Source organism: Variovorax monticola (genome assembly GCF_051216855.1).
Lineage (GTDB): Bacteria > Pseudomonadota > Gammaproteobacteria > Burkholderiales > Burkholderiaceae_C > Variovorax.
In genome coordinates, this window is record NZ_JBPJZP010000005.1 from 434,946 (window position 1) to 454,174 (window position 19,229).

The 19,229-nt window shown below is 67.0% G+C and carries 16 protein-coding genes; 8 read left to right on the top strand and 8 right to left on the bottom strand.

Annotated features, from left to right (window positions below):
- Window positions 1-140 precede the first annotated feature (140 nt).
- From ACSFA5_RS19865 to ACSFA5_RS19885, 5 genes are all read right to left on the bottom strand, one after another.
- A complete protein-coding gene (locus ACSFA5_RS19865; protein ID WP_435445747.1) occupies window positions 141-1,787 on the bottom strand; it encodes an FAD-dependent oxidoreductase in 1,647 nt (548 codons plus the stop codon).
- Between the two features lie 7 nt (window positions 1,788-1,794).
- Entirely contained in the window at window positions 1,795-3,345 is a 1,551-nt protein-coding gene (locus ACSFA5_RS19870) for a polyamine aminopropyltransferase (RefSeq protein WP_435445748.1), read from the bottom strand.
- Between the two features lie 101 nt (window positions 3,346-3,446).
- Complete coding sequence (locus ACSFA5_RS19875; protein ID WP_435445749.1) at window positions 3,447-3,665, bottom strand: DUF350 domain-containing protein; 219 nt, start codon at window positions 3,663-3,665, stop codon at window positions 3,447-3,449.
- Between the two features lie 48 nt (window positions 3,666-3,713).
- On the bottom strand, window positions 3,714-5,195 hold the full coding sequence (locus ACSFA5_RS19880) for a DUF4178 domain-containing protein (protein ID WP_435445750.1): 1,482 nt from the start codon (window positions 5,193-5,195) through the stop codon (window positions 3,714-3,716).
- A gap of 103 nt (window positions 5,196-5,298) precedes the next feature.
- Window positions 5,299-6,348 carry an SPFH domain-containing protein gene (locus ACSFA5_RS19885; protein ID WP_435445751.1) on the bottom strand — a complete coding sequence of 350 codons (1,050 nt, stop codon included), beginning with the start codon at window positions 6,346-6,348 and terminating at the stop codon, window positions 5,299-5,301.
- A gap of 193 nt (window positions 6,349-6,541) precedes the next feature.
- Between ACSFA5_RS19885 and ACSFA5_RS19890 the strand changes: the two genes are divergently transcribed.
- The 4 genes from ACSFA5_RS19890 to ACSFA5_RS19905 all read left to right on the top strand — a co-directional run bounded on the left by ACSFA5_RS19890 (window position 6,542) and on the right by ACSFA5_RS19905 (window position 10,187).
- Window positions 6,542-8,890: an NADP-dependent malic enzyme gene (locus tag ACSFA5_RS19890; protein ID WP_435445752.1), complete on the top strand. Its 2,349-nt coding sequence runs from the start codon at window positions 6,542-6,544 to the stop codon at window positions 8,888-8,890.
- A gap of 183 nt (window positions 8,891-9,073) precedes the next feature.
- A complete protein-coding gene (locus ACSFA5_RS19895) occupies window positions 9,074-9,487 on the top strand; it encodes a guanyl-specific ribonuclease (RefSeq protein WP_435445753.1) in 414 nt (137 codons plus the stop codon).
- A 50-nt stretch (window positions 9,488-9,537) separates the two neighbouring features.
- The gene (locus ACSFA5_RS19900) at window positions 9,538-9,963 is read left to right on the top strand and encodes a barstar family protein (protein WP_086011111.1); all 426 of its coding nucleotides are present in this window, start codon (window positions 9,538-9,540) and stop codon (window positions 9,961-9,963) included.
- Complete coding sequence (locus tag ACSFA5_RS19905) at window positions 9,942-10,187, top strand: hypothetical protein (protein WP_435445754.1); 246 nt, start codon at window positions 9,942-9,944, stop codon at window positions 10,185-10,187. The genes ACSFA5_RS19900 and ACSFA5_RS19905 overlap by 22 nt, the downstream gene beginning before the upstream one ends.
- A 70-nt stretch (window positions 10,188-10,257) precedes the next feature.
- Here the strand turns inward: ACSFA5_RS19905 and rsmA are convergent, their stop codons facing one another.
- The 3 genes from rsmA to ACSFA5_RS19920 are packed head-to-tail and all read right to left on the bottom strand — an operon-like array spanning window position 10,258 to window position 15,042.
- Window positions 10,258-11,022 (bottom strand): 16S rRNA (adenine(1518)-N(6)/adenine(1519)-N(6))-dimethyltransferase RsmA, encoded by a 765-nt coding sequence (gene rsmA / locus ACSFA5_RS19910; RefSeq protein WP_435445755.1) that lies wholly within the window; start codon window positions 11,020-11,022, stop codon window positions 10,258-10,260.
- A 7-nt stretch (window positions 11,023-11,029) separates the two neighbouring features.
- Window positions 11,030-12,442 (bottom strand): peptidylprolyl isomerase, encoded by a 1,413-nt coding sequence (locus tag ACSFA5_RS19915; protein WP_435445756.1) that lies wholly within the window; start codon window positions 12,440-12,442, stop codon window positions 11,030-11,032.
- 20 nt (window positions 12,443-12,462) lie between these two features.
- Window positions 12,463-15,042 (bottom strand): LPS-assembly protein LptD, encoded by a 2,580-nt coding sequence (locus ACSFA5_RS19920; protein WP_435445757.1) that lies wholly within the window; start codon window positions 15,040-15,042, stop codon window positions 12,463-12,465.
- A 236-nt stretch (window positions 15,043-15,278) separates the two neighbouring features.
- On the opposite strand from ACSFA5_RS19920, the gene ACSFA5_RS19925 reads away from it, so the two are divergent.
- The 4 genes from ACSFA5_RS19925 (at window position 15,279) to ACSFA5_RS19940 (ending at window position 19,191) form a co-directional block, all read left to right on the top strand.
- Entirely contained in the window at window positions 15,279-16,376 is a 1,098-nt protein-coding gene (locus ACSFA5_RS19925; RefSeq protein WP_435445758.1) for an aminoglycoside phosphotransferase family protein, read from the top strand.
- 40 nt (window positions 16,377-16,416) lie between these two features.
- The gene (locus ACSFA5_RS19930) at window positions 16,417-17,139 is read left to right on the top strand and encodes a 16S rRNA (uracil(1498)-N(3))-methyltransferase (RefSeq protein ID WP_435445759.1); all 723 of its coding nucleotides are present in this window, start codon (window positions 16,417-16,419) and stop codon (window positions 17,137-17,139) included.
- Window positions 17,140-17,255: 116 nt separating this feature from the next.
- Window positions 17,256-18,611, top strand: coding sequence for a M20/M25/M40 family metallo-hydrolase (locus ACSFA5_RS19935; protein ID WP_435445760.1), 1,356 nt, complete (start codon window positions 17,256-17,258; stop codon window positions 18,609-18,611).
- Between the two features lie 109 nt (window positions 18,612-18,720).
- On the top strand, window positions 18,721-19,191 hold the full coding sequence (locus tag ACSFA5_RS19940; RefSeq protein ID WP_435445761.1) for a YidB family protein: 471 nt from the start codon (window positions 18,721-18,723) through the stop codon (window positions 19,189-19,191).
- The last annotated feature ends 38 nt before the right edge of the window (window positions 19,192-19,229 follow it).

The window sequence follows — 19,229 nt, forward strand, 5'->3', positions numbered from 1 at the left end:
CAAGGAGGAGCGAAGCGGGGGACATTCTCGGAGCAAGGCACCCCGTCCGCGTGAGCTCGGCAACGCAATGCCGGGGTCTGCGGCCAGCGCGCGGCAGATGCGCGCACCGAAGTTACCGTAGCCGCCGAGCACCAGTGTCTTCATGCCAGTGCGGTCCCGGCCACGTGCCCGCGCGTGAAGGCTTCCTCGAAGATCGAATAGCCCGACCAGTCGGCATGCGCGAACGACAGCCGGCCCGCCACGACGCTGCCTCGATGGCCGTCGCCAGGCGCGCTGCGCTGCGAGCCGATCTGCGCGAGCAGGCCGGGTGTGGGAATGGACATCGCGTGCCCGTAGCGCGTGATGTCGATGCGCGTGGCCAGCGAGGGCAGGTCGGGGTGCGGCACCGACAGCTCGGCGAGCAGGTCGTCGCGCCAGCCGGTCCAAGGGCGCTCCAGCAGCAGCTTGCGGCCGTCGGCCGTGTCGTGGCTGCTGGCGCCCAGCGGGCGGTACCAGCTCAGCACGGTGCCGCGCGGTGTGGGGTCCAGCGTCTGGTGGCGCGCATCGACATAGCCCAGGCCCTGGGTGCCGTACACCACGTTGTCCCAGCTCGGCGCGGCGCCGTGGCGGTCGGCCAGCGCGCCGCGCAGGTGGATGTTGGCCACCAGCCAGGGCGCGTAGCGCACGTGCGCGGCGGCGTTCTTCAGCACCTCGGGCGGGTTCTGGACCACGCGCGCGGCGATGAACACGGGCAGCGCGACGATGCAGCGCTCCGCCTGCCAGCGCACCAGCGACTGCGTGGCGGTGTCCCACGCATCGACCTCGACGCCGCCGCGCACGTCGGCGATGCGCGTGACGACCTGGCCGGTGCGCAGCCGCTCGCCGAGCGGGCGGGCCAGCTGTTTCGTGAGCCAGCCGTTGCCTTCGGGCCAGGTGAGGATGCCGTCGCGCTCGGGGTTCGCGTCGTTGGCGCTGCCGGTCGGATCGCCGGGCGCATGAAAGCCGTGGCGGCTCGCGAAGTAGTGGATGCCGGCCCAGGCCGACACCTGCGCGATGCCCGCGCCGTAGTCGTCGCGGCAGCAGTACTCCAGGTACCAACGCAGCTGCACGTCGCTGAAGCCCTCGCTGTCGAGCCAGCTCGAAAAGGGGATGGCGTCGAGCGCCAGCAGCTCGGGCGTGACCGCGACCTTGAGCGTGGGAATGGCGAAGTGCGCCGCGTGCTGCAGCGCGTCGATGCGCTGCGAGAACTTGCGGTACTGCGCGAGCGTGCTTTCGCCCACGCCGTGCACGGGCAGCAGGCCGTCCTGCCATTCGCCCCGAAAGAACAGGCGCTCCTGCGGGCTGTGGCACAGCGTGACCTCGTCGTATTCCCAGCGGCCCGCCACGCGGCGGCGCAGGCCGAGTTCCTCGAGCAGGTCCTGCACCTCGCGCGCATCGTCGCCGGGCACGGGCAGGTAGTGCGCGCCGAGCGGGCAGGCAATGCCGTTGACCATGCCGCCGCGCGCGTTGCCGCCGGCGGTGTCTTCGAGTTCGAGCAGCGTGAAGTCGTCGATGCCTGCAAGCCGCAGGGCGCGCGCGGCGGCGAGCCCGGAGACCCCGCCACCGGCGATGACGACACGGGTGCGCTTCACGACTGCGGGTGACGCGCCCTTGAGCGCGCCGTCGCGCATCGCATGGCCGCGCGCCACGTCGATGCCGGTGAAGCCGCCTTCGATGGGCGGCATCGGCGCCTCGCAGCCCGCGAGCGCAAGGGCGCCCAAGGCACTTGCGGCAGTTGCCGCCACACCGAGGAATTCGCGTCGTTGCATCGCGCGGCTAGTGCGCCATCACCTTGCCCCACTCCTGTTCATAAGTGGTGACAAGGATCTGGTTCGACAGGCGGTTCACTTCGGTCGGCACGCGCGCCATGTCGAGCGGAAAGTCGAACATCAGCGGCAGCGTGGAAGGCGAAAGAAAGCGCAGCCCGTCCGGCAGTGCGTCGGGCATGCGGTACGGCCGGCGGCTCGCGATGATGTAGCCCCATTCGCCGAAGCTCGGCACATGCGCGTGGTAGGGCGTGGCGCGCAGGCCCACCGATTCGATGGTCGTCGCCACGGTCCAGTAGCTCTTGCGCGCCACCAGCGGCGAGGTGGTCTGGATCACCGCATAGCCGCTGGCCGACAGGCGCTTTTCGAGCAGCGAATAGAAGCTGTTGGTGTAGAGCTTGCCGATGGCGAAGTTGGTCGGGTCGGGAAAGTCGACCACGATCACGTCGTACATGTCGCCGGGTTGCTGCAGCCACTGGAAGGCGTCGGTGTTGACGATCTTCACCTTCGGCGACGACAGCGAATGGCCGTTCAATGCGGCCAGCGTCTCGTGCGTGGTGAAGAGCTGCGTCATGTTCGGGTCGAGCTCCACCAGCGTGACCGATTCGACCGAGGGGTACTTCAGGATCTCGCGCACCGCCATGCCGTCGCCGCCGCCGAGCACGGCGACCTTCCTGGGCGCACCCTGCGCGGCCATCACCGGATGCACCAGGGCCTCGTGGTAGCGGTACTCGTCGCGCTCGGCGAACTGCAGGTTGCCGTTCAGGAACAGGCGGTGCCCGAGCAGCCCGCGCGTGACCACGATGCGCTGGTAGGGCGAGGTGGCGCTGAAGACGATGTGGTCCTGGTAGAACTTGTCCTCGGCCAGCGTCGTGATGTGGTCGGCCCCGATGAAGGCCGCGAGCAGCGCAGCCAGCGCCAGGAAGCAGGCCAGCGCATGCGCGCCGACGCGGCGCAGCTCATGGCGGAACAGCCACAGCGCCCACACCGCCACGGCCGCGTTCATGAAGCCGAACAGCAGGCCGGTGCGGATCATGCCGAGCTGCGGCACCAAAATCAGCGGGAACGCCACCGACACCGCCAGCGCGCCGAGGTAGTCGAAGGTCAAGACCTGCGACACCAGGTTCTTGAGCACGATGTTGCGCTTCAGGATGCGCATCACCAGCGGAATTTCCAGCCCGACCAGCGTGCCCACGACCATCACCAGGCCGTACAGCAGCAGGCGGAACGCGCTGGGCACGTAGGCGTTGGCCAGGAACAGGATCGCGGGCAGCGCGCCGCCGATCAGCGCCACCATCAGCTCGATGCGAAGAAAGTGCGCCGGCAGCTGCCGGTCGAAATAGCGCGAGAGCCACGAGCCCACGCCCATGGCGAACAGGTAGGTGCCGATGATGGTGCTGAACTGCAGCACCGAGTCGCCGAGCAGGTAGGAGCTGAGCGCGGCCGCGCTCAGCTCGTAGACGAGGCCGCAGGCCGCGACCACGAACACGCTGGCGAGCAGGGCGATCTCCACGGGTTGCGGGCCTTTGGCAGGCTGCGCCGGAGTGGCAGGAGCGTCCATTGGATCAGGCGGTCGCCGCTGGACCGCCCCAAGGCGAGCCGCGCCTCCCCCTCGGGGGGTGGCGAATGACACGTAGCGAAGCGAAGTGCAAAGCCGGTGGGCTAATGAATCGCTGCAGCCACGATGATGCAGATGCCCAGGCTCATCGCGGCAACGACCATGCCGAGCGCCACGTTCTGCTTCTCGACGATCTCGGCCCACAGGTCGTAGGGCGTGATCTTGTCGATGATCAGGAAACACAGCCAGAAGATCACGACGCCGATCAGCGCGTACACGAGCGATCCGAGGACCACGCCCGGTTTCAGCCATTCAAATCCCATGGGGACCTCCAGTCATAGCAGTAAGAAATATCGGGTACATCTTCGTTGTCATTTGTGGCCGCCGCCACTCGAGTAGCCGCCATACGAGCCGCCCGAACTGCGCGAGCCGCCGGACGATCCGCCGCTGCAGGTGCTCAGGATGATCAGCAGGACGATGATCACCACGACGATGAGGACGATGGTGCCGCAGCCCATGCCCGAAGCGGCGCTCACGGGCAGCGCGTCGGCCCGCTTGAACATGTCCTTCTTGGCGTCGAGCTTGAAGGAGGTGGCTACCACGCCGCTGTCGAGCTTGATGCCCGACGACCACGTGAGCTCGTTGGCCGAGCGCTCCATCGACAGCAGCGCGGGGCCGTTGGCGAAGTCGCGGTTGAAGGTTTTCTGGCCGCGCGCGACCTGCCAGTAGAACTCGCCCGCCACGTAGGTGGTCTCGGCGTTGTAGGCGTACTGCTGCTGGTAGCGCTTGTTGAGGTAGCTGGCGGTGCTGCCGTTCTCGGCCATCACCGGCGCGCCGGTGGTCGGCTTGACCAGGCTCCAGCCGTCCTCGGCGTCCACCAGGAAGCTGAAGCCGCGCTTCTTGTTGTAGAGCAGGTACTCGTCCCAGCCGAACATCTCGTCGTCGCCGGGCTCGGTGCCCATGCGGTGCTGGAAGCCGACCACCTGCCACTGCGCGCCCTGCAGCTGGCCCATGGCGCCCAGCGCGATGAGCGGGCGCACGGGCTCGTCCTGCGCGGCGTGCTTCAGCTCGCCGCCGATGCCTTGCGACAGGTCGATGATGCTGTTGCACGAGCGGCAGGTGATGCTCTTGCTGTCGGCCAGGTTGACGGTGACGGGCGAGCCGCAATTGGGGCAGTTGAAGCTGCGGCCCGTCTCGTTCCTGGCGGAGTCCTCGCGCAGGCCGGTGAGCTGCAGGTCTTCCAGCTGCACCGAGCGGCCCAGGGAGGCCGCGGGCGGGGCGGTGCCGTAGTCCAGGCTGAGCACCAGCCCCTTGTCGTTGCGCAGCTCGACCATCGCGAACGAGCGGCCGAGCTCGGGCAGGTGCGGCAACTCGCCCTGCGCGGAGGTCAGCGCCACCTGTTCGTTGGAGGTGACGGTGTAGCTCTGGCCGGCGAAGGCGGTGGTGGCGCCCACGCGCAGTTCGTTCCATGGCGGCGCGGCGCGCTGGATGTCGAAGGGCAGCGCGAACACATAGGCGCCGTTGTCCTCGCTGAGCACACCGGTGCGCTCGCCGTCGAGCGCGGCGATCCACTCGGTCCAGCGACCGCCGGGGTAGGTGTACTGCAGCCGGCCGATCAGCGTGAACGGCTTGTCCTGGATGCGGCCGGCAGCGAACAGCTGCAGCGGGCTGAAGTCGTCGAACAGCTCGGCCATCTTGCCGGTGCGCGCGAGCGTGTCGCCCTGGCGCACGACGGTGCTCTGGCAGTAGGGACAGACCGCGTGCGTCGACTGCGCCGAGCGGAATTCGACCGGCGCGCCGCAGCCGGGGCAGGGCGCGCGGTAGTAGCGTTGGTTGCCGGTTTCCTCAGCCATGGCGTTGGGGCCATGGTTCGGACAACCATGATTTTTTCAAGCCGAAAAGGCTTATGACGCACGTAGCACGTGCGTCAGGCGCTATCAAAAGCATAGCGCCGGGCTAGACCAGCTTCTTGAGCAGTTCGACCTTCTTGGCGTCGAACTCTTCCTGCGTGAGGATGCCCTTGGTCTTGAGTTCGCCGAGTTTTTCGAGCGTGGTCATCACGTCGACCGGGCTCACCACGGCCACGGCGGGTTGCTGCTGCGTGGCCGCGGCCTGGGCCGCCGCGTTCGGGCTCAGCCCCTGCGCGAGGTTCTGCGCCAGCACCTGGCCGAGCGCCACGCCGGCCCCCAGGCCCATGGCGTCGCCCACCACGCCGCCGCCGTTGGCAGCGCCTTCGGCGAACTTCGGAATGGCCTGCGCCGTCTGGTACTGCATGAACTTGCCCATGTCGTTGCCGACCATGCCCATGCCGATCTTCTGGTCCAGGATTTTCTGCAGCTCTTCGGGCAGCGAGACGTTCTGCACCGTGAGGTTTTCGAGCTTGATGCCGATCTTCTCGAACTCGGGCACCAGCTGCGCGGCCAGGGCCTGCGCAAACTGGATCTGGTTGGCCGCAAGGTCGAGAAAGGGCACGCCGCTGGACGCAATGGCGTTGCTGATGTTCTGCAGCACCAGGCCGCGCAGCTGGCCGTCGAGGTCGGCCACGCTGTAGATGTCGCGCGTGCCCGAAATTTCGGTGTGGAACAGCTTGGCATCGCCGATGCGGAAGCTGTAGTTGCCGAAGGCCCGCAGGCGCACGGCGCCGAAGTCCTTGTCGCGGATGGTGATCGGCTGGGGCGTGCCCCACTTCTGGTCGATCTGCTGGCGCGTGCTGAAGAAATAGACGTCGCTCTTGAAGGGGGACTCGAAGAGCTTGTCCCAGTTCTTCAGGTACGTGAGCACGGGCAGCGTCTGCGTCGTGAGCTTGTACATGCCGGGGCCGAACACGTCGGCCACCTTGCCTTCGTTGACGAACACCGCCACCTGCGACTCGCGAACGGTGAGCGAACCACCGTTCTGGATTTCCATCTCCGCCATCGGGAAGCGCCAGGCCAGCGTGCCATCGCCGGTCTCCGTCCACTGGATGATGTCGATGAACTGTTTCTTGATGAAATCCATCAGCGCCATGGTCGCTCCTCTTGGGGTTTTTTCAGGTTTTGTCCGAGCCGTGCATATTGCCACAGCGACTTGACGGCGTAACCCGTGCATTTGGTCATGCGCGCCCCCTGGCCATGCGGCGCATGGCCTCTGCCGTGGGCCTCGCGGAGCGAGGTCTACAATCGGCGCCCCCAGAAGAAGCGCCACCAGGAGCTACAGGCACATGTCCGATTCGACCCCCTCGACCTCATCGACTCCCACGCCCGAAGACAAGCGCGCCGAGCTGCGCCGTGCGGCCCTCGAGTACCACGAGTTCCCCGTTCCCGGCAAGATCGCCATCGCGGCGACCAAGCAGATGGTCAACCAGCGCGACCTGTCGCTGGCCTACTCGCCCGGCGTGGCGGCGCCCTGCGAGGAAATCGTCAAGGACCCGCTGAACGCCTTCAAGTACACCTCGCGCGGCAACCTGGTGGGCGTCATCACCAACGGCACCGCGGTGCTGGGCCTGGGCGACATCGGCGCGCTGGCGTCCAAGCCGGTGATGGAAGGCAAGGGCGTTCTCTTCAAGAAGTTCGCCGGTGTCGACGTGTTCGACATCGAGATCGACGAGAAGGACCCGGTCAAGCTGGTCGAGATCATCGCCTCGCTGGAGCCGACCTTCGGCGCCATCAACCTGGAAGACATCAAGGCCCCGGACTGCTTCTACGTGGAGCGCGAGCTGCGCAAGCGCATGAAGATCCCGGTGTTCCACGACGACCAGCACGGCACGGCCATCACCGTGGCGGCCGCCATGGTCAACGGCCTGAAAGTGGCCGGCAAGAACATCGCCGAGGTCAAGCTGGTCACCTCGGGTGCGGGCGCCGCGGCGCTGGCCTGCCTGAACCTGCTGCTCAAGGTCGGCCTGAAGCGCGAGAACGTGTTCGTGACCGACCTGGCCGGCGTGGTCTACGAAGGCCGCGAAGAGCTGATGGACGACGACAAGCGCCAGTACATGCAGAAGACCGACATGCGCAAGCTGTCGGAAGTCATCGCCGGTGCCGACGTGTTCCTCGGCCTCTCGGCCGGCGGCGTGCTCAAGCCCGAGATGGTCGCCAAGATGGCGGCCAAGCCGGTGATCTTCGCGCTGGCCAACCCGAACCCCGAGATCGCGCCCGAAGACGCCCACGCGGTGCGCGACGACGTGATCATGGCCACCGGCCGCACCGACTACCCGAACCAGGTCAACAACGTCCTGTGCTTCCCGTACATCTTCCGCGGCGCGCTCGACTCGGGCGCGACCACGATCACCGACGAGATGGAAATCGCCGCGGTGCACGCCATTGCCGACCTGGCGCAGGCCGAGCAGAGCGAGCGCGTGGCCGCCGCCTACGTCGGTGAAAAGCTGTCGTTCGGCCCCGAATACCTGATTCCGAAGCCCTTCGACCCGCGCCTGATGATGAAGATCGCGCCGGCCGTGGCGCAGGCCGCCGCCGACAGCGGCGTGGCGACGCGCCCGATCAAGGACATGGACGCCTACCGCGACCGCCTGCAGAGCTTCGTCTATGCCTCGGGCACGACCATGAAGCCGATCTTCGACGCCGCCAAGCGCTCGCCGAAGAAGCGCGTGGCGTACAGCGAGGGCGAGGAAGAGCGCGTGCTGCGCGCCGCGCAGATCGTGGTCGACGAAGGCCTGGCCCGCCCGACGCTGATCGGCCGCCCGGCCGTCATCGCCCAGCGCATCGAGAAGTTCGGCCTGCGACTGAAGGAAGAGCTCGACTACGACATCGTCAACGTCGAGCAGGACCACCGCTACCGCGACTTCTGGCAGACCTACCACCGCATGACCGAGCGCAAGGGCATCACCGCCCAGGTCGCGAAGATCGAGATGCGCCGCCGCCTCACGCTGATCGGCGCGATGCTGCTGCACAAGGACGAGGTGGACGGCATGATCTGCGGCACCTGGGGCACCACGCTGATCCACCTGCACTACATCGACCAGGTGATCGGCAAGCGCCCCGGCGGCTGCGCCAGCACCCCGCAGGACGTGCCGGTGTACGCCTGCATGAACGGCCTGCTGCTGCCCGACCGCCAGGTGTTCCTGGTCGACACGCACGTCAACTACGACCCCTCGCCCGAGGAACTGGCCGAAATCACGACCATGGCGGCCGAGGAAATGATGCGCTTCGGCCTGAAGCCGAAGGCTGCGCTGCTGTCGCACTCCAATTTCGGCACCAGCAACGAGCCCAGCGCCATCAAGATGCGCAAGACGCTCGACCTGCTGCGCGTGCAGGCACCTTGGCTCGAAGTGGACGGCGAAATGCATGGCGACGTGGCGCTGGACAGCAAGCAGCGCGCGATCGTCATGCCGCACAGCGCGCTGGCCGGCGACGCCAACCTGTTGGTTTTTCCGAACATCGACGCGGCCAATATTTCGTACAACCTGCTCAAGACGGCCGCCGGCGGCAACATCGCGATCGGCCCGGTTTTGCTCGGCGCCGCCAAACCTGTGCACATTCTCACGGCCAGCGCGACTGTTCGACGCATCGTGAACATGACAGCCTTGACAGTGGCTGACGCAAACGCCGAAAGATAGGCGCTTTGGCGAGAGTGGTCGCCAACTTAAAACGCCACTTGCACCTCCGGGGACTGCTCAAACTTTGGGCAGTCCCTTGCTATTTTCTCCAGCGTGGTGCACACTCGCGGGCTTGAATTTGCGGGTTAACCCCGACGTTGAACGCTGATTCGAACTCCCCCCGCTCTTTTCTTGTGGTGCCCCATGGCGGCTTACGCCTCGATCACGTCCTCAGTCACAAAGTTTGCGCTCACCGGCCTGATGCTGGCGGCGTTGGCGACCGGGGCCGAGGCCCGCGGATGGTTCGGCGCCGAAAAAACGTCCACTGATGGAACGATTGCCCTGTCCGAATTGCCGGTGCAGGGCCAGCGAACCTACCAGTCCATCCTCAACGGTGGACCTTTCCGGTACGACAAGGACGGCACGGTTTTCGGCAATCGCGAGCGTCTTTTACCGCCGGCACGGCGTGGCCACTACCTCGAGTACACGGTGACGACACCCGGCTCGCGCAATCGTGGTGCACAACGAATTGTTTGCGGCGGTGCGCAACGCACCACCCCCGAGGCCTGCTGGTACACGGCAGACCACTATGCAAGTTTCAGACGGATTGCGCCATGAGCGATGACAACGACCTGGGTGGCGCCCCGAAGCGCCCCGAAGAAATGATGATGACTATGGAAAGACCAGCGGAGATGACCTTATCCCTTCGTGCCGTACGCCCGAACATCGTGCAATCGATCCGCGCGTTCCGCGTGAACGACCTGCAGGACGCTGCCAACGCAGCCGGCCAGCACTTCCTGTACGCCAACCTGGGCAACGCCCAGACCAAGCAGGACGTGCTCGACCTGATCGCGCAGCAGTTCACGTTCCCGGCCCACTTCGGGAAGAACTTCGACGCGCTGTACGACTGCATGACAGACCCGCTGCATAAATCGGGCCCACAGCCAGGTTTCGTCATCGTGCTGGAGCAGATTCCGGCCAATGCCAAGTTCGACAAGGAAGCGCGCGAGCAGCTGCTCGACATCTTCCGCGACGCCTCGGACTACTGGGGCGACCGCAAGGTCCCGTTCCGGTGCTTCTATTCTTTTCTGTAGCCCGTTCTGCATCTACCAGCCAAGCAGAACGGGCGAACGAGGCTCAGCCGAAAGCTGAAAACCTCGATGGCATCGAAGTGAACAACACCGCAGCAGCAACCACCACGGCCAGCACGGAGCCGGCCGGCGAAAAAATGCCAACCGACAAGCTCGTCGACGTGTCGCCGCTGGCGCTGCGCATGAGCAGCCCGTTCAACGCGAGTTACTGGCTCGCCGCCGCTTAAAGCGGCTTGAGCATCGGCGCCTGGGAACCTCCCCGGCGCGCATGAAAAAGCCCGTCTGTGACGGGCTTTTTCATGGGGCCACGGCCTGCGCCAGGGCCACATATTCGTGCACAGGCACTTCCTCCGCCCGGCGCTGGGTGTCGAACTCGCCGGCAAAGCCGTGCTCCTGCAGCCACTTGCCCAGTGTGTGCCGCATGATCTTGCGCCGCTGGCTGAAAGCCACCTGCACGATTTCGCCCAGGCGCTTCGCATCAACGACCGGTGGCTGCGCCAGCGGCACCATGCGCACCACGGCGCTGTCCACGCGCGGCGGCGGCTCGAAGCTTTCCGGTGGCACGAACAGCACGTTGGCCATGTCGTAGCGCCACTGCAGCATCACGCTCAGGCGGCTGTAATCCGACGTGGCGGGCTTGGCCACCATGCGGTCGATCACCTCTTTCTGAAGCATGAAGTGCTGGTCGGCCACCAAATGGGCCGAGCCCAGCAGGTGGAACAGGATGGGCGTGGAGATGTTGTAGGGCAGGTTGCCCACCACGCGCAGCGGCTTGGCCGGAAAGCGGCCCGCGAGTTCGGCGAAGTCCACCTTGAGCACGTCGGACTCGATCACGTCGAGTTGCGCATGGTCGCGCAGGCGCTTGGCCAGGTCGCGGTCCAGTTCGATCACGGTGAGCCGGCCGAGCCGCTCGACCAGCGGCTGCGTGAGCGCCGCGAGCCCCGGGCCGATCTCGACCATGGCGTCGCCGGGCTGCGGGGCGATCTCCCGCACGATCGCATCGATGATCCCCGCGTCGGACAGAAAATGCTGTCCGAACCGCTTCCTGGCGATATGTGCCATCGGTGAATCAGGACTGCGGGGGTTCGCGGTACTCGACGTAGGCCCGCGCACGCACTTCCTGCATCCAGGTACTGAAGGCTTCCTCGATGCGCTGCTCGCGCAATGCTGTCCGCGCGGCTTCACGCTGCTCGGACTGGCTCAGCTTGGCATCGCGGCGCCCGACCACCTGGATCAGGTGAACGCCGAAGCGCGACACCACGGGGTCGCTGATCTGGCCCGGCGAGAGCCGGTCCATCGCTTCCTCGAACTCGGGCACGAACTGGCCTGGACGCGACCAGCCGAGGTCACCGCCGGCCTTGGCGCTCGCGTCCTGCGAGTTGTCGCGGGCCAGGCCCGCGAAGTCGGCCGTGCCGGCCTGCAAGCGGCGCTTGAATTCCGCGAGTTGCGCGACCGCCTGGGCGGTGGTGCGCTTGGGATCGTTCAGCAACAGGATGTGGCGCACCTGCGTCTGGGTGACGGTGGCATCGCTGGAGCCGACCTGGGCCTTGGCCACCACCTTGAGCACATGGAAACCGGCGCTGGAGCGCACGGGTCCGGCAATGCCGTTCACGGCCGTCGATTGGGTGGCCTCGACGAACAGCGCCGGGTAGCGGTCGGCGCTGCGCATGCCGATGGCACCGCCATTGGCACGGTCGGGCGAATCGGAGTTGTCCTGCACCAGTTTGGCGAAGTCTTCGCCAGCGCGGGCGCGCTGGGCGAGGCCCTGGGCCTTCTGCTGCGCGGCGGCGATCTGCGCGTCGGTCGCGTTCTCTGGCAACGCGATCAGGATCTGCGCGAGGTTCAGATTCTCCAGCGCGGCGTTCTTGACGGACACATTGCGCTGGTCGCGCAGGTACTCGTCGGCCTCGACGTCGCTGATCTTGACCTTCGACTCGACCTCGCGGTCGCGCAGGCGCGTGAGCAGCAACTGGTCGCGCAGGTCGTTGCGGAACTCCTTCTGCGCAATGCCTTCGGCCGCCACACGGCGGCGCAGTTCGACAAGGCTGATTTCGTTCTGGCGCGCCACGGTCTGCTCGGCCTGGTCGATCGCCACCTCGTCGACCTTGATGCCGTTTTCCTTGGCGAGCTGAAGCTGCGCGCGCTCGGTGATCAGGCGCTCGAGCACGAGCCGCGTGAGCTCGTTGCGCGGCACGCGCTGGGCGTCGGGGTTTTCCTTCAGCAGGCGCTCCACGCGGGTGAGCACCTCGGTGTTGGTGATGGGCTCGGAGTTGACCAGCGCGACGATGAATTCCGCCGAGCGTTGCACCGGAGCCGCCGCAGGCGGCGTGCCGGGGGCGGGGCGCGCCGCCGGCGGGCCCAGGCGCGGACCGGCGCGCATGATGTCCGTGATGCCGCCGCCCGAGCGAAAGCCCTGGGCGCCTGCGGTTGCAGCCATGGCCGCAAGGCAGCCGAGGGTGATGATGGAACGGATGTTTTTCATGGCTAGCTCAGTCAGTCGACTCAGTCGTAATTGGTGAAGCGGCTGGGCGCCTCGCCCGGTTGGCGCAGGGGTTCGTAGCGCTGGATGTTCTGCCGCAAGGCCTGCATCGGGCTGGAGCCGATGCTGGAGAACCCGACGAATTCGAGCTGGAACATGATGCGGGTGTTCGCCGTCACCTGGCCGGTGGTGATGCGTTGCAGCACCACGCGCCCGATCCAGCAGCAGCCGTCGTATTCCAAGCCGAGCACGCCGTCGGTGAGCTTCTTGTCCTGCAGGCTGTAGTTCAGGCGGCCCACGGCGTACAAGCGTCCGCCGCCCTGGCCCTTGCCCGGACCGAGGTTCTTGCCCTTGTCGCCCCACAGGTCGTTGAGGGGCCATTGCCAGCCCACGTCGAACGACTTGTTGCCGTCGGTGGCGGTCGGGGTGGTGGGTGCCTGGTAGCGGAAGGCCGCGCTCAGGTTGTGGTACGGCTCGGGGTTGTAGCGGGCGCTGATGGCCGAACGCTCCGAGCGGCGGGTGTCGGGGTTGTACTGGACCACCGTGTCCAGGCTCCACTTGGGCGTCCAGTTGATCTGCGCGCCCACCAGCAGGTCGCTCGCGCGGTCGGTGACCGGCGTGCCGCCGGGCAGCGTGACCTTCTGGTCGCTGAAGCGCAGGCGCTGCGCGATGCCGAAGCGCGCCGCCTCGATGCCGGTGGCCGGGTCGATGAGGCGCGAGGTCACGCCGAGCGTGAGCGCATTGGTGTCCGAGATGCGGTCGCCGCCCGAGAACGCGTTCTCGGTGTAGATGGTCGCGAAGCTGAAGTCGTTGGCCGCCGAGTCGTAGTTCGGCAGCATGCTCTGGTTGCGGTACGGGGTGTACACGTAGTACGCGCGCGGCTCGAGCGTCTGGCGGAAGGCGCGCCCGAAGTAGCTGGCGTCGCGTTCGAAGATCAGGCCGCTGTCGAGGCTGAAGGTCGGCACCGTCCGGTTGCTGGAGGTCGGGAAGAAATACAGCGAGCTCGGGTTGTAGGGAATCCCGCCGACGTACTGCGTGCCGTTGATCGTGAGCTTCGGAATGTCCGCTTGCGGCACGTAGTAGCTGTAGGACGCCGTGTTCAGCATCAGCTTGGGAATGACGAACGAGCTGGGCGTGATGAACGGCCGGCTGATCGAGGCGATGGCAGAGGCCCGGTCGCCGTCGGGCTGCGACTGCTGGTTGACGTCGAAGCCGGGCTGGCCGCTCAGGATCGTGTTGACCCGGAAGCGCGTGTAGTCCAGGTTGAGCGACACGTCGAAGCCGTGCCAGTCGTACTTGTTGTAGTTGGCCGTGATCTGCGGCATGCGGTCGTACGACGGCACGATCGGCGACAGGTTGTACTGCAGGTTCTGGTACTTGAGCGCGCGGATCGCGCCGCTCCAGTCGTCCTTGGTCCAGCTGAGCGACGCGTCGTTCGGCAACTGGCGCTGCGCGAGCGACGGCGTGCGCGTGAAATCGCGCCAGTAGTCGTTGTCGCTCACGCGGTTGATCGCGATGTTGGCCGACAGCGAGTCCAGGCCGAACGCCTTGGCGTCGAAGTCCTGGTGGTGACTGAGCCAAAGGCCCCAGCGCCTGGTGCTGTTGGGTGGGCCGGTCAGGTCCTTGGCCTGGATTTCTCCGTTCGCCAGCTGCTGCAGCTGGGAGGTGCGCAGCTCGTTGTAGCGCTGGCCCACCAAGCGGTCGCTGCCCATCAGGTCGAGCCGTGCCGTGCCGCTGTAGCCCTTTTCGAGGTAGCGGAACTCGTTGCTGAGATTGAGTCCGCGCTTGCTCATGAGCGTGGGCGTGATCGTGGCGTCGCGGTTCGGGGCGATGTTCCAGTAATACGGCTGCGCGATCTCGATGCCGTTGTTGTTGTCGATGCCCATGGTGGGCGGCAGCAGGCCGCTCTTGCGGGCATTCGACAGCGGGAAACTCACGCTCGGAATGGGCGGCGTGGTGATGCCCATGAAGCTCAGGCGCGCATTGGTGGCCACGCCTTCGTCTTCCTCGGTGTCGGTGGTCATGGTGGTTGCGGTCAGCAGCCATGCCGGCATCCAGCCGGGGAAGTCCTCGCGGCGGCAGGTGGTGTAGGTGGCCTGGCGGGCCACCGACACGTTGGCGTCGACGAAATCGATGCGTTGTGCCTCGCCGTGCGCCTCGTTCGCCAGGAACTGGTAGCGCACGTTGTTGAAGAAGCCCTCGAAGGTCTCGAGCTTGAGTTGCAGCTCCGGGCCTTCGTACACGTTGCCGCCCTGGTTGACCCGCACGTTCCCGGTGGCCTTGGCCTGGTCGTCGGGCTGGTAGTACTCGAGCCGGTCGGCGGTGATGGAGACCGGGCCGCGGCGCAGCGTGGCATTGCCTTCGACCAGGGTGTCGAGGTCGGGGCGGCCGGAAATGCGGTCGCCGGTGATCAGGCTGGGCAGTTGGCCGCGCTCGGCGGGCGGCACGATTTCGGTCAGCAGCGGCGTGCGCTTCAGCGTGAGCGGTCCGTCGACGTTGGCGGCGGTCTGCGCGGACGCGCCGTGCACATGCATGAGGGCCAGCGACAGCACAGCCAGCGGCAGAGGCGGGCTGGAGCGCCGCGGGGTCGCGCGTCGGCTCATCAAGCCTCCCGCCCGGCCATTCCGAGGAAAGCCGGCGACTCCCCCGGGGAGAGCAGCGAGCGCACAAGGTGCCAAGCGTGAGGGCTTTGGGTCGTAGGCATCGGTTCGGAACGAAGGATCGTCGGGGGACGGCGCGGCAGGCCGGCGGGTTGCAGGGGCCGGCAGCGACCCCGGCCCGGCCGCAAGCCGGCCGCGAGGGGTTGCCGCGCCAGGCGGATTTGTAGAATCGATTATCCATGACAGCACCCTTGCCCCCCGCCTCTTTGGCCCCGAGCCCCGCCGAGACCATTCTCTGGACCGATCCGCAACGCGCAGAGGCGTTCCGGACCTGGCTGGCCGGCATCGCGCCCACCCAGCGGCTGTTGCCCGACACGGTGCGCCTCGCCTCGGCCGACGCGAGCTTTCGCCGCTACTTCCGCGTAGCCACCACCGACCCGGTCGCGCCCACGCGCATCGTGATGGACGCGCCGCCGGACAAGGAAAACAGCGACCCGTTCGTCCAGGTGGCGAAGTTGATGGCCGAGGCCGGCGTGCTCACCCCCACGGTGCTCGAATGGGACCGGCTCCAGGGCTTCCTGCTGCTCGACGACCTGGGCCGCCAGACCATGCTGGACGTGATCGACCCGGCCCAGCCCAACGCGAGCCGCCCGCTGTACGACCAGGCGATCGACACACTGATCAAGTGGCAGCTGTCCTCCAGGCCGGGCGTGCTGCCGCCCTATGACCGGGCTCTGCTCGAGCGCGAACTGGCGCTGTTCCCCGAGTGGTACATCGGCAAGCACCGCGGGGTGGCCATCGAGGGCAAGCTGAAAGAGCGGCTGGAGCGCAGCTTCAGGCTGATCGTCGACACCAACCTGGCGTCCCCCAGCGTGTACGTGCACCGCGACTTCATGCCGCGCAACCTGATGATCGGCAACGGCGCGGCGCTCGGGGTGCTCGACTTCCAGGACGCGGTGTACGGCCCCATCAGCTACGACATCGCCAGCCTGATGCGCGACGCCTTCCTGAGCTGGGACGAGGAGTTCGTGCTCGACATCACCATCCGCTACTGGACCGCCGCGCGCAAGGCCGGCCTGCCGGTGGACGAAGACTTCGGCGCGTTCTACCGCGCCGTCGAGTGGATGGGCCTGCAGCGCCACCTGAAGGTGGCCGGCATCTTCGCGCGCCTCACGCTGCGCGACGGCAAGCCCAGGTACCTGGCCGACACGCCGCGCTTCATCGCCTACATCCGCGCCACCGCCAGCCGCTACATGGAGTTGACGCCGCTGGTGCGGGTGATCGACGAGGTCGAAGGCACGTCGGCGCTCACCGGCTTTGCCTATGGCCGCGTCTGACGCCCGTCGGATGGCCCTGTGTCGCTACTAATTTCATAGCATGCCGCGTTTTCACTGTTCCGTGCCGCTGACCGCCGGCACCAGCCTGGCGCTGCCGTCCGGCGCCGCGCGCCATGTGCAGGTGCTGCGCATGCAGCCCGGCGACGCGCTCACCCTGTTCGACGGCGCGGGCGGCGAGTACGCGGCCACGGTCGAGCGCATGGGCCGCAGCGACGTGTCGGTGGCGGTCGGCGCCCACCTGCCGGTGGAGCGCGAGGCGCCCCGCGCCGTGCACCTTGCGGTCGGGATGCCGGCCAACGAACGCATGGACTGGCTGGTCGAGAAAGCCACCGAACTCGGCGTGGCGAGCATCCAGCCGCTGGCCACCGCCCACGGCGTGCTGCGTCTCTCGGGCGAACGGGCCGAGAAGAAGCGGGCGCACTGGGAGGCGATTGCGGTCGCCTCCTGCGAGCAATGCGGGCGCAACCGCGTGCCGGTGGTCCATCCGGTGCAGTCCTTTGCGGGCTGGATCGATGCGCAGCCAGCCGAATCGTCCGCTGTGCGCCTGGTGCTCAGCCTTGCCGACGGCACACGCGCCGTTCATGCCGTGCCAATGCCGGACGGCCAAGGCGCTCTGGTGCTGAGCGGCCCCGAAGGCGGCCTCAGCAGCGCCGAGGAGCAGCAGGCCATCGTGCGCGGCTTCGCGCCTGTCACCCTCGGCGCGCGCGTGCTGCGCGCCGAAACGGCGGCGCTGGCAGCGCTGGTGTCGCTCGCCGGCCTCTGATCCCCCGCGGCAAACGCCGAACAGAAGGCAAAAGGTGAGTGTTTTCCGCAACGTGCGCGCGGAAAACCTGGGAAACAATCGTTACTTCATTAAGACAAAAGAAGGACTTTTGCCCCATGTCCCGCTTGCCGGGCGCTTTGCGCCTCGCCCCCCTCGCTCTCGCGGTGCTCTGTGCGGCGCCAGGCGCCAACGCCCAGAGCCCGGCCGTCGCTCCGGCGCCCGTGCAGGCCAGCCCCGAGGTCGACAAGGCCTACACCCAGCTGATGGCGTCGACCGCCATCCATAAGCTGCTGGACGCCGTCAAGGCCGACCATGAGCGCTCGGTCGAAGACCTGAGGATGCTCGCCGAGATCGAGGCGCCCCCCTTCAAGGAGCACAAGCGCGCCGAGGCCTTTCTTGCGCGCATCAAGGCGCTGGGCCTGAGCCACGCGAAGATCGACGCCGAAGGCAACGTGGTCGGCCTGCGCAAGGGCATCGGCGGCGGTCCGAAGCTGCTTGTTTCGGCCCACCTCGACACCGTGTTTCCCGCCGGCACCGACGTGAAGGTGAAAGAGCGCGACGGCCGGCTGTACGCGCCCGGCATCGGCGACGACACGCGCGGCCTCGCCGTGCTGCTGTCGTGGCTCAAGGTGCTGAACGACAACAAGGTGCAGACCGTGGGCGACCTGGTGTTCGTCGCCAACGTCGGCGAGGAAGAGCTGGGCAACCTGCGCGGCATGAAGGCGATCTTTCGCGACCACCTCGACATCGACGGCATGGTGGGACTGGAGCCGTCCCCGCCGGGCGCCGTGCTGGTGCTGGGCACCGCGAGCCACCGCTACGAGGTCACGTTCCAGGGCCCGGGCGGCCACAGCTTCGGCGCCTTCGGCCAGGTGCCCAGCGCCATCCACGGCATGGGCCGCGCCATTGCGAAGATCGCCGACGTGCGCACGCCGAGCTTCCCCAAGACCACCTTCACCGTCGGCACGGTCGGCGGCGGCACCTCGGTCAACACCATCGCGCCCGACGCGCGCATGGCCATCGACATCCGCTCGGACGACATGGGCGCGCTGCTCGAGACGGAAAAGAAGATCCTTGCCGCCGTCGACGAGGCCGTGGCCGAGGAAAACAGGCGCTGGAACGTGAACACGCTGAGCGCGAGCACCCGGCTCATCGGCGACCGGCCCGGCGGCCGCACGCCGCCGGACTCGGTGATCGTGGAGGCCGCCACGCGCTCGAACGCGGCCTTCGGCCACAAGACGATGCTGCGCGGCGGCAGCACCGACGCCAACGTGCCGATCTCGCTGGGCATTCCCGCGATCATCGTCGGCAGCGGCGGCAAGGGCTCGGGATTCCATTCGCTCGCCGAGTCCATCGACGTGACAGACGCCTGGAAAGGCGCGCAGAATTCGCTGGTGACGGTGCTCGGGTTGGTGGGTGTGCAAGGGGTGAGCCCTGCATTGCTGCCCAAACGCGTGGCGCGTACCAAATAATTTGTCACGTTACCGGTGCGAAAGTAGCCCTACTACTTTCCACTTAAGGTCCGCAGCATTTAACAATGTTGTCGGTTCTGTCACACACCAAGAAACCAAGGAAACGGCCATGGGATTGCTCGATTCGGTACTCGGACAAGTGCTGGGAGGCGCTGCACAACAGCAGCAGCCGCAAGGCGGCGGCCTCGGGGGGCTGGGCGATCTCGGTGGCCTGGCCGGCGCGCTGGGAGGCCTGCTCGCGAACAATGGCGCTGAAGGTGGTCTGGGCGGCCTGGGAGGGCTGGTCTCGAAGTTCGAGCAGGCCGGCATGGGCAACGTCATCAACTCGTGGATCGGCAAGGGAGAGAACCAGCCGGTCTCGGGCGACCAGCTGCAGAACGCGCTGGGCGGCGACACCATTGCCGCCATCGCGTCGAAGCTGGGCATCAATGCGCAAACGCTGCTGCCGATGCTCGCGACCATGCTGCCGGCGCTCATCGACCATCTCACGCCGCACGGCAAGGTGCCCGAGCAGGGCCTGGGCACCCAGGAAGACCTGCTGGGTTCGCTCAGCGGCCTGCTGCAAGGCAGGAAGTTCTAAGCCGGCCACGGCTTGCTCGAATTCCGGCGCCCGCGAGG

Coding starts and splice junctions, on each gene's coding strand:
- ACSFA5_RS19865 (WP_435445747.1), bottom strand. CDS start 1,787: ATGCAACGACGCGAATTCCTCGGTGTGGCGGCAACTGCCGCAAGTGCC.
- ACSFA5_RS19870 (WP_435445748.1), bottom strand. CDS start 3,345: ATGGACGCTCCTGCCACTCCGGCGCAGCCTGCCAAAGGCCCGCAACCC.
- ACSFA5_RS19875 (WP_435445749.1), bottom strand. CDS start 3,665: ATGGGATTTGAATGGCTGAAACCGGGCGTGGTCCTCGGATCGCTCGTG.
- ACSFA5_RS19880 (WP_435445750.1), bottom strand. CDS start 5,195: ATGGCTGAGGAAACCGGCAACCAACGCTACTACCGCGCGCCCTGCCCC.
- ACSFA5_RS19885 (WP_435445751.1), bottom strand. CDS start 6,348: ATGGCGCTGATGGATTTCATCAAGAAACAGTTCATCGACATCATCCAG.
- ACSFA5_RS19890 (WP_435445752.1), top strand. CDS start 6,542: ATGTCCGATTCGACCCCCTCGACCTCATCGACTCCCACGCCCGAAGAC.
- ACSFA5_RS19895 (WP_435445753.1), top strand. CDS start 9,074: ATGGCGGCTTACGCCTCGATCACGTCCTCAGTCACAAAGTTTGCGCTC.
- ACSFA5_RS19900 (WP_086011111.1), top strand. CDS start 9,538: ATGACTATGGAAAGACCAGCGGAGATGACCTTATCCCTTCGTGCCGTA.
- rsmA (WP_435445755.1), bottom strand. CDS start 11,022: ATGGCACATATCGCCAGGAAGCGGTTCGGACAGCATTTTCTGTCCGAC.
- ACSFA5_RS19915 (WP_435445756.1), bottom strand. CDS start 12,442: ATGAAAAACATCCGTTCCATCATCACCCTCGGCTGCCTTGCGGCCATG.
- ACSFA5_RS19920 (WP_435445757.1), bottom strand. CDS start 15,042: ATGAGCCGACGCGCGACCCCGCGGCGCTCCAGCCCGCCTCTGCCGCTG.
- ACSFA5_RS19925 (WP_435445758.1), top strand. CDS start 15,279: ATGACAGCACCCTTGCCCCCCGCCTCTTTGGCCCCGAGCCCCGCCGAG.
- ACSFA5_RS19930 (WP_435445759.1), top strand. CDS start 16,417: ATGCCGCGTTTTCACTGTTCCGTGCCGCTGACCGCCGGCACCAGCCTG.
- ACSFA5_RS19935 (WP_435445760.1), top strand. CDS start 17,256: ATGTCCCGCTTGCCGGGCGCTTTGCGCCTCGCCCCCCTCGCTCTCGCG.
- ACSFA5_RS19940 (WP_435445761.1), top strand. CDS start 18,721: ATGGGATTGCTCGATTCGGTACTCGGACAAGTGCTGGGAGGCGCTGCA.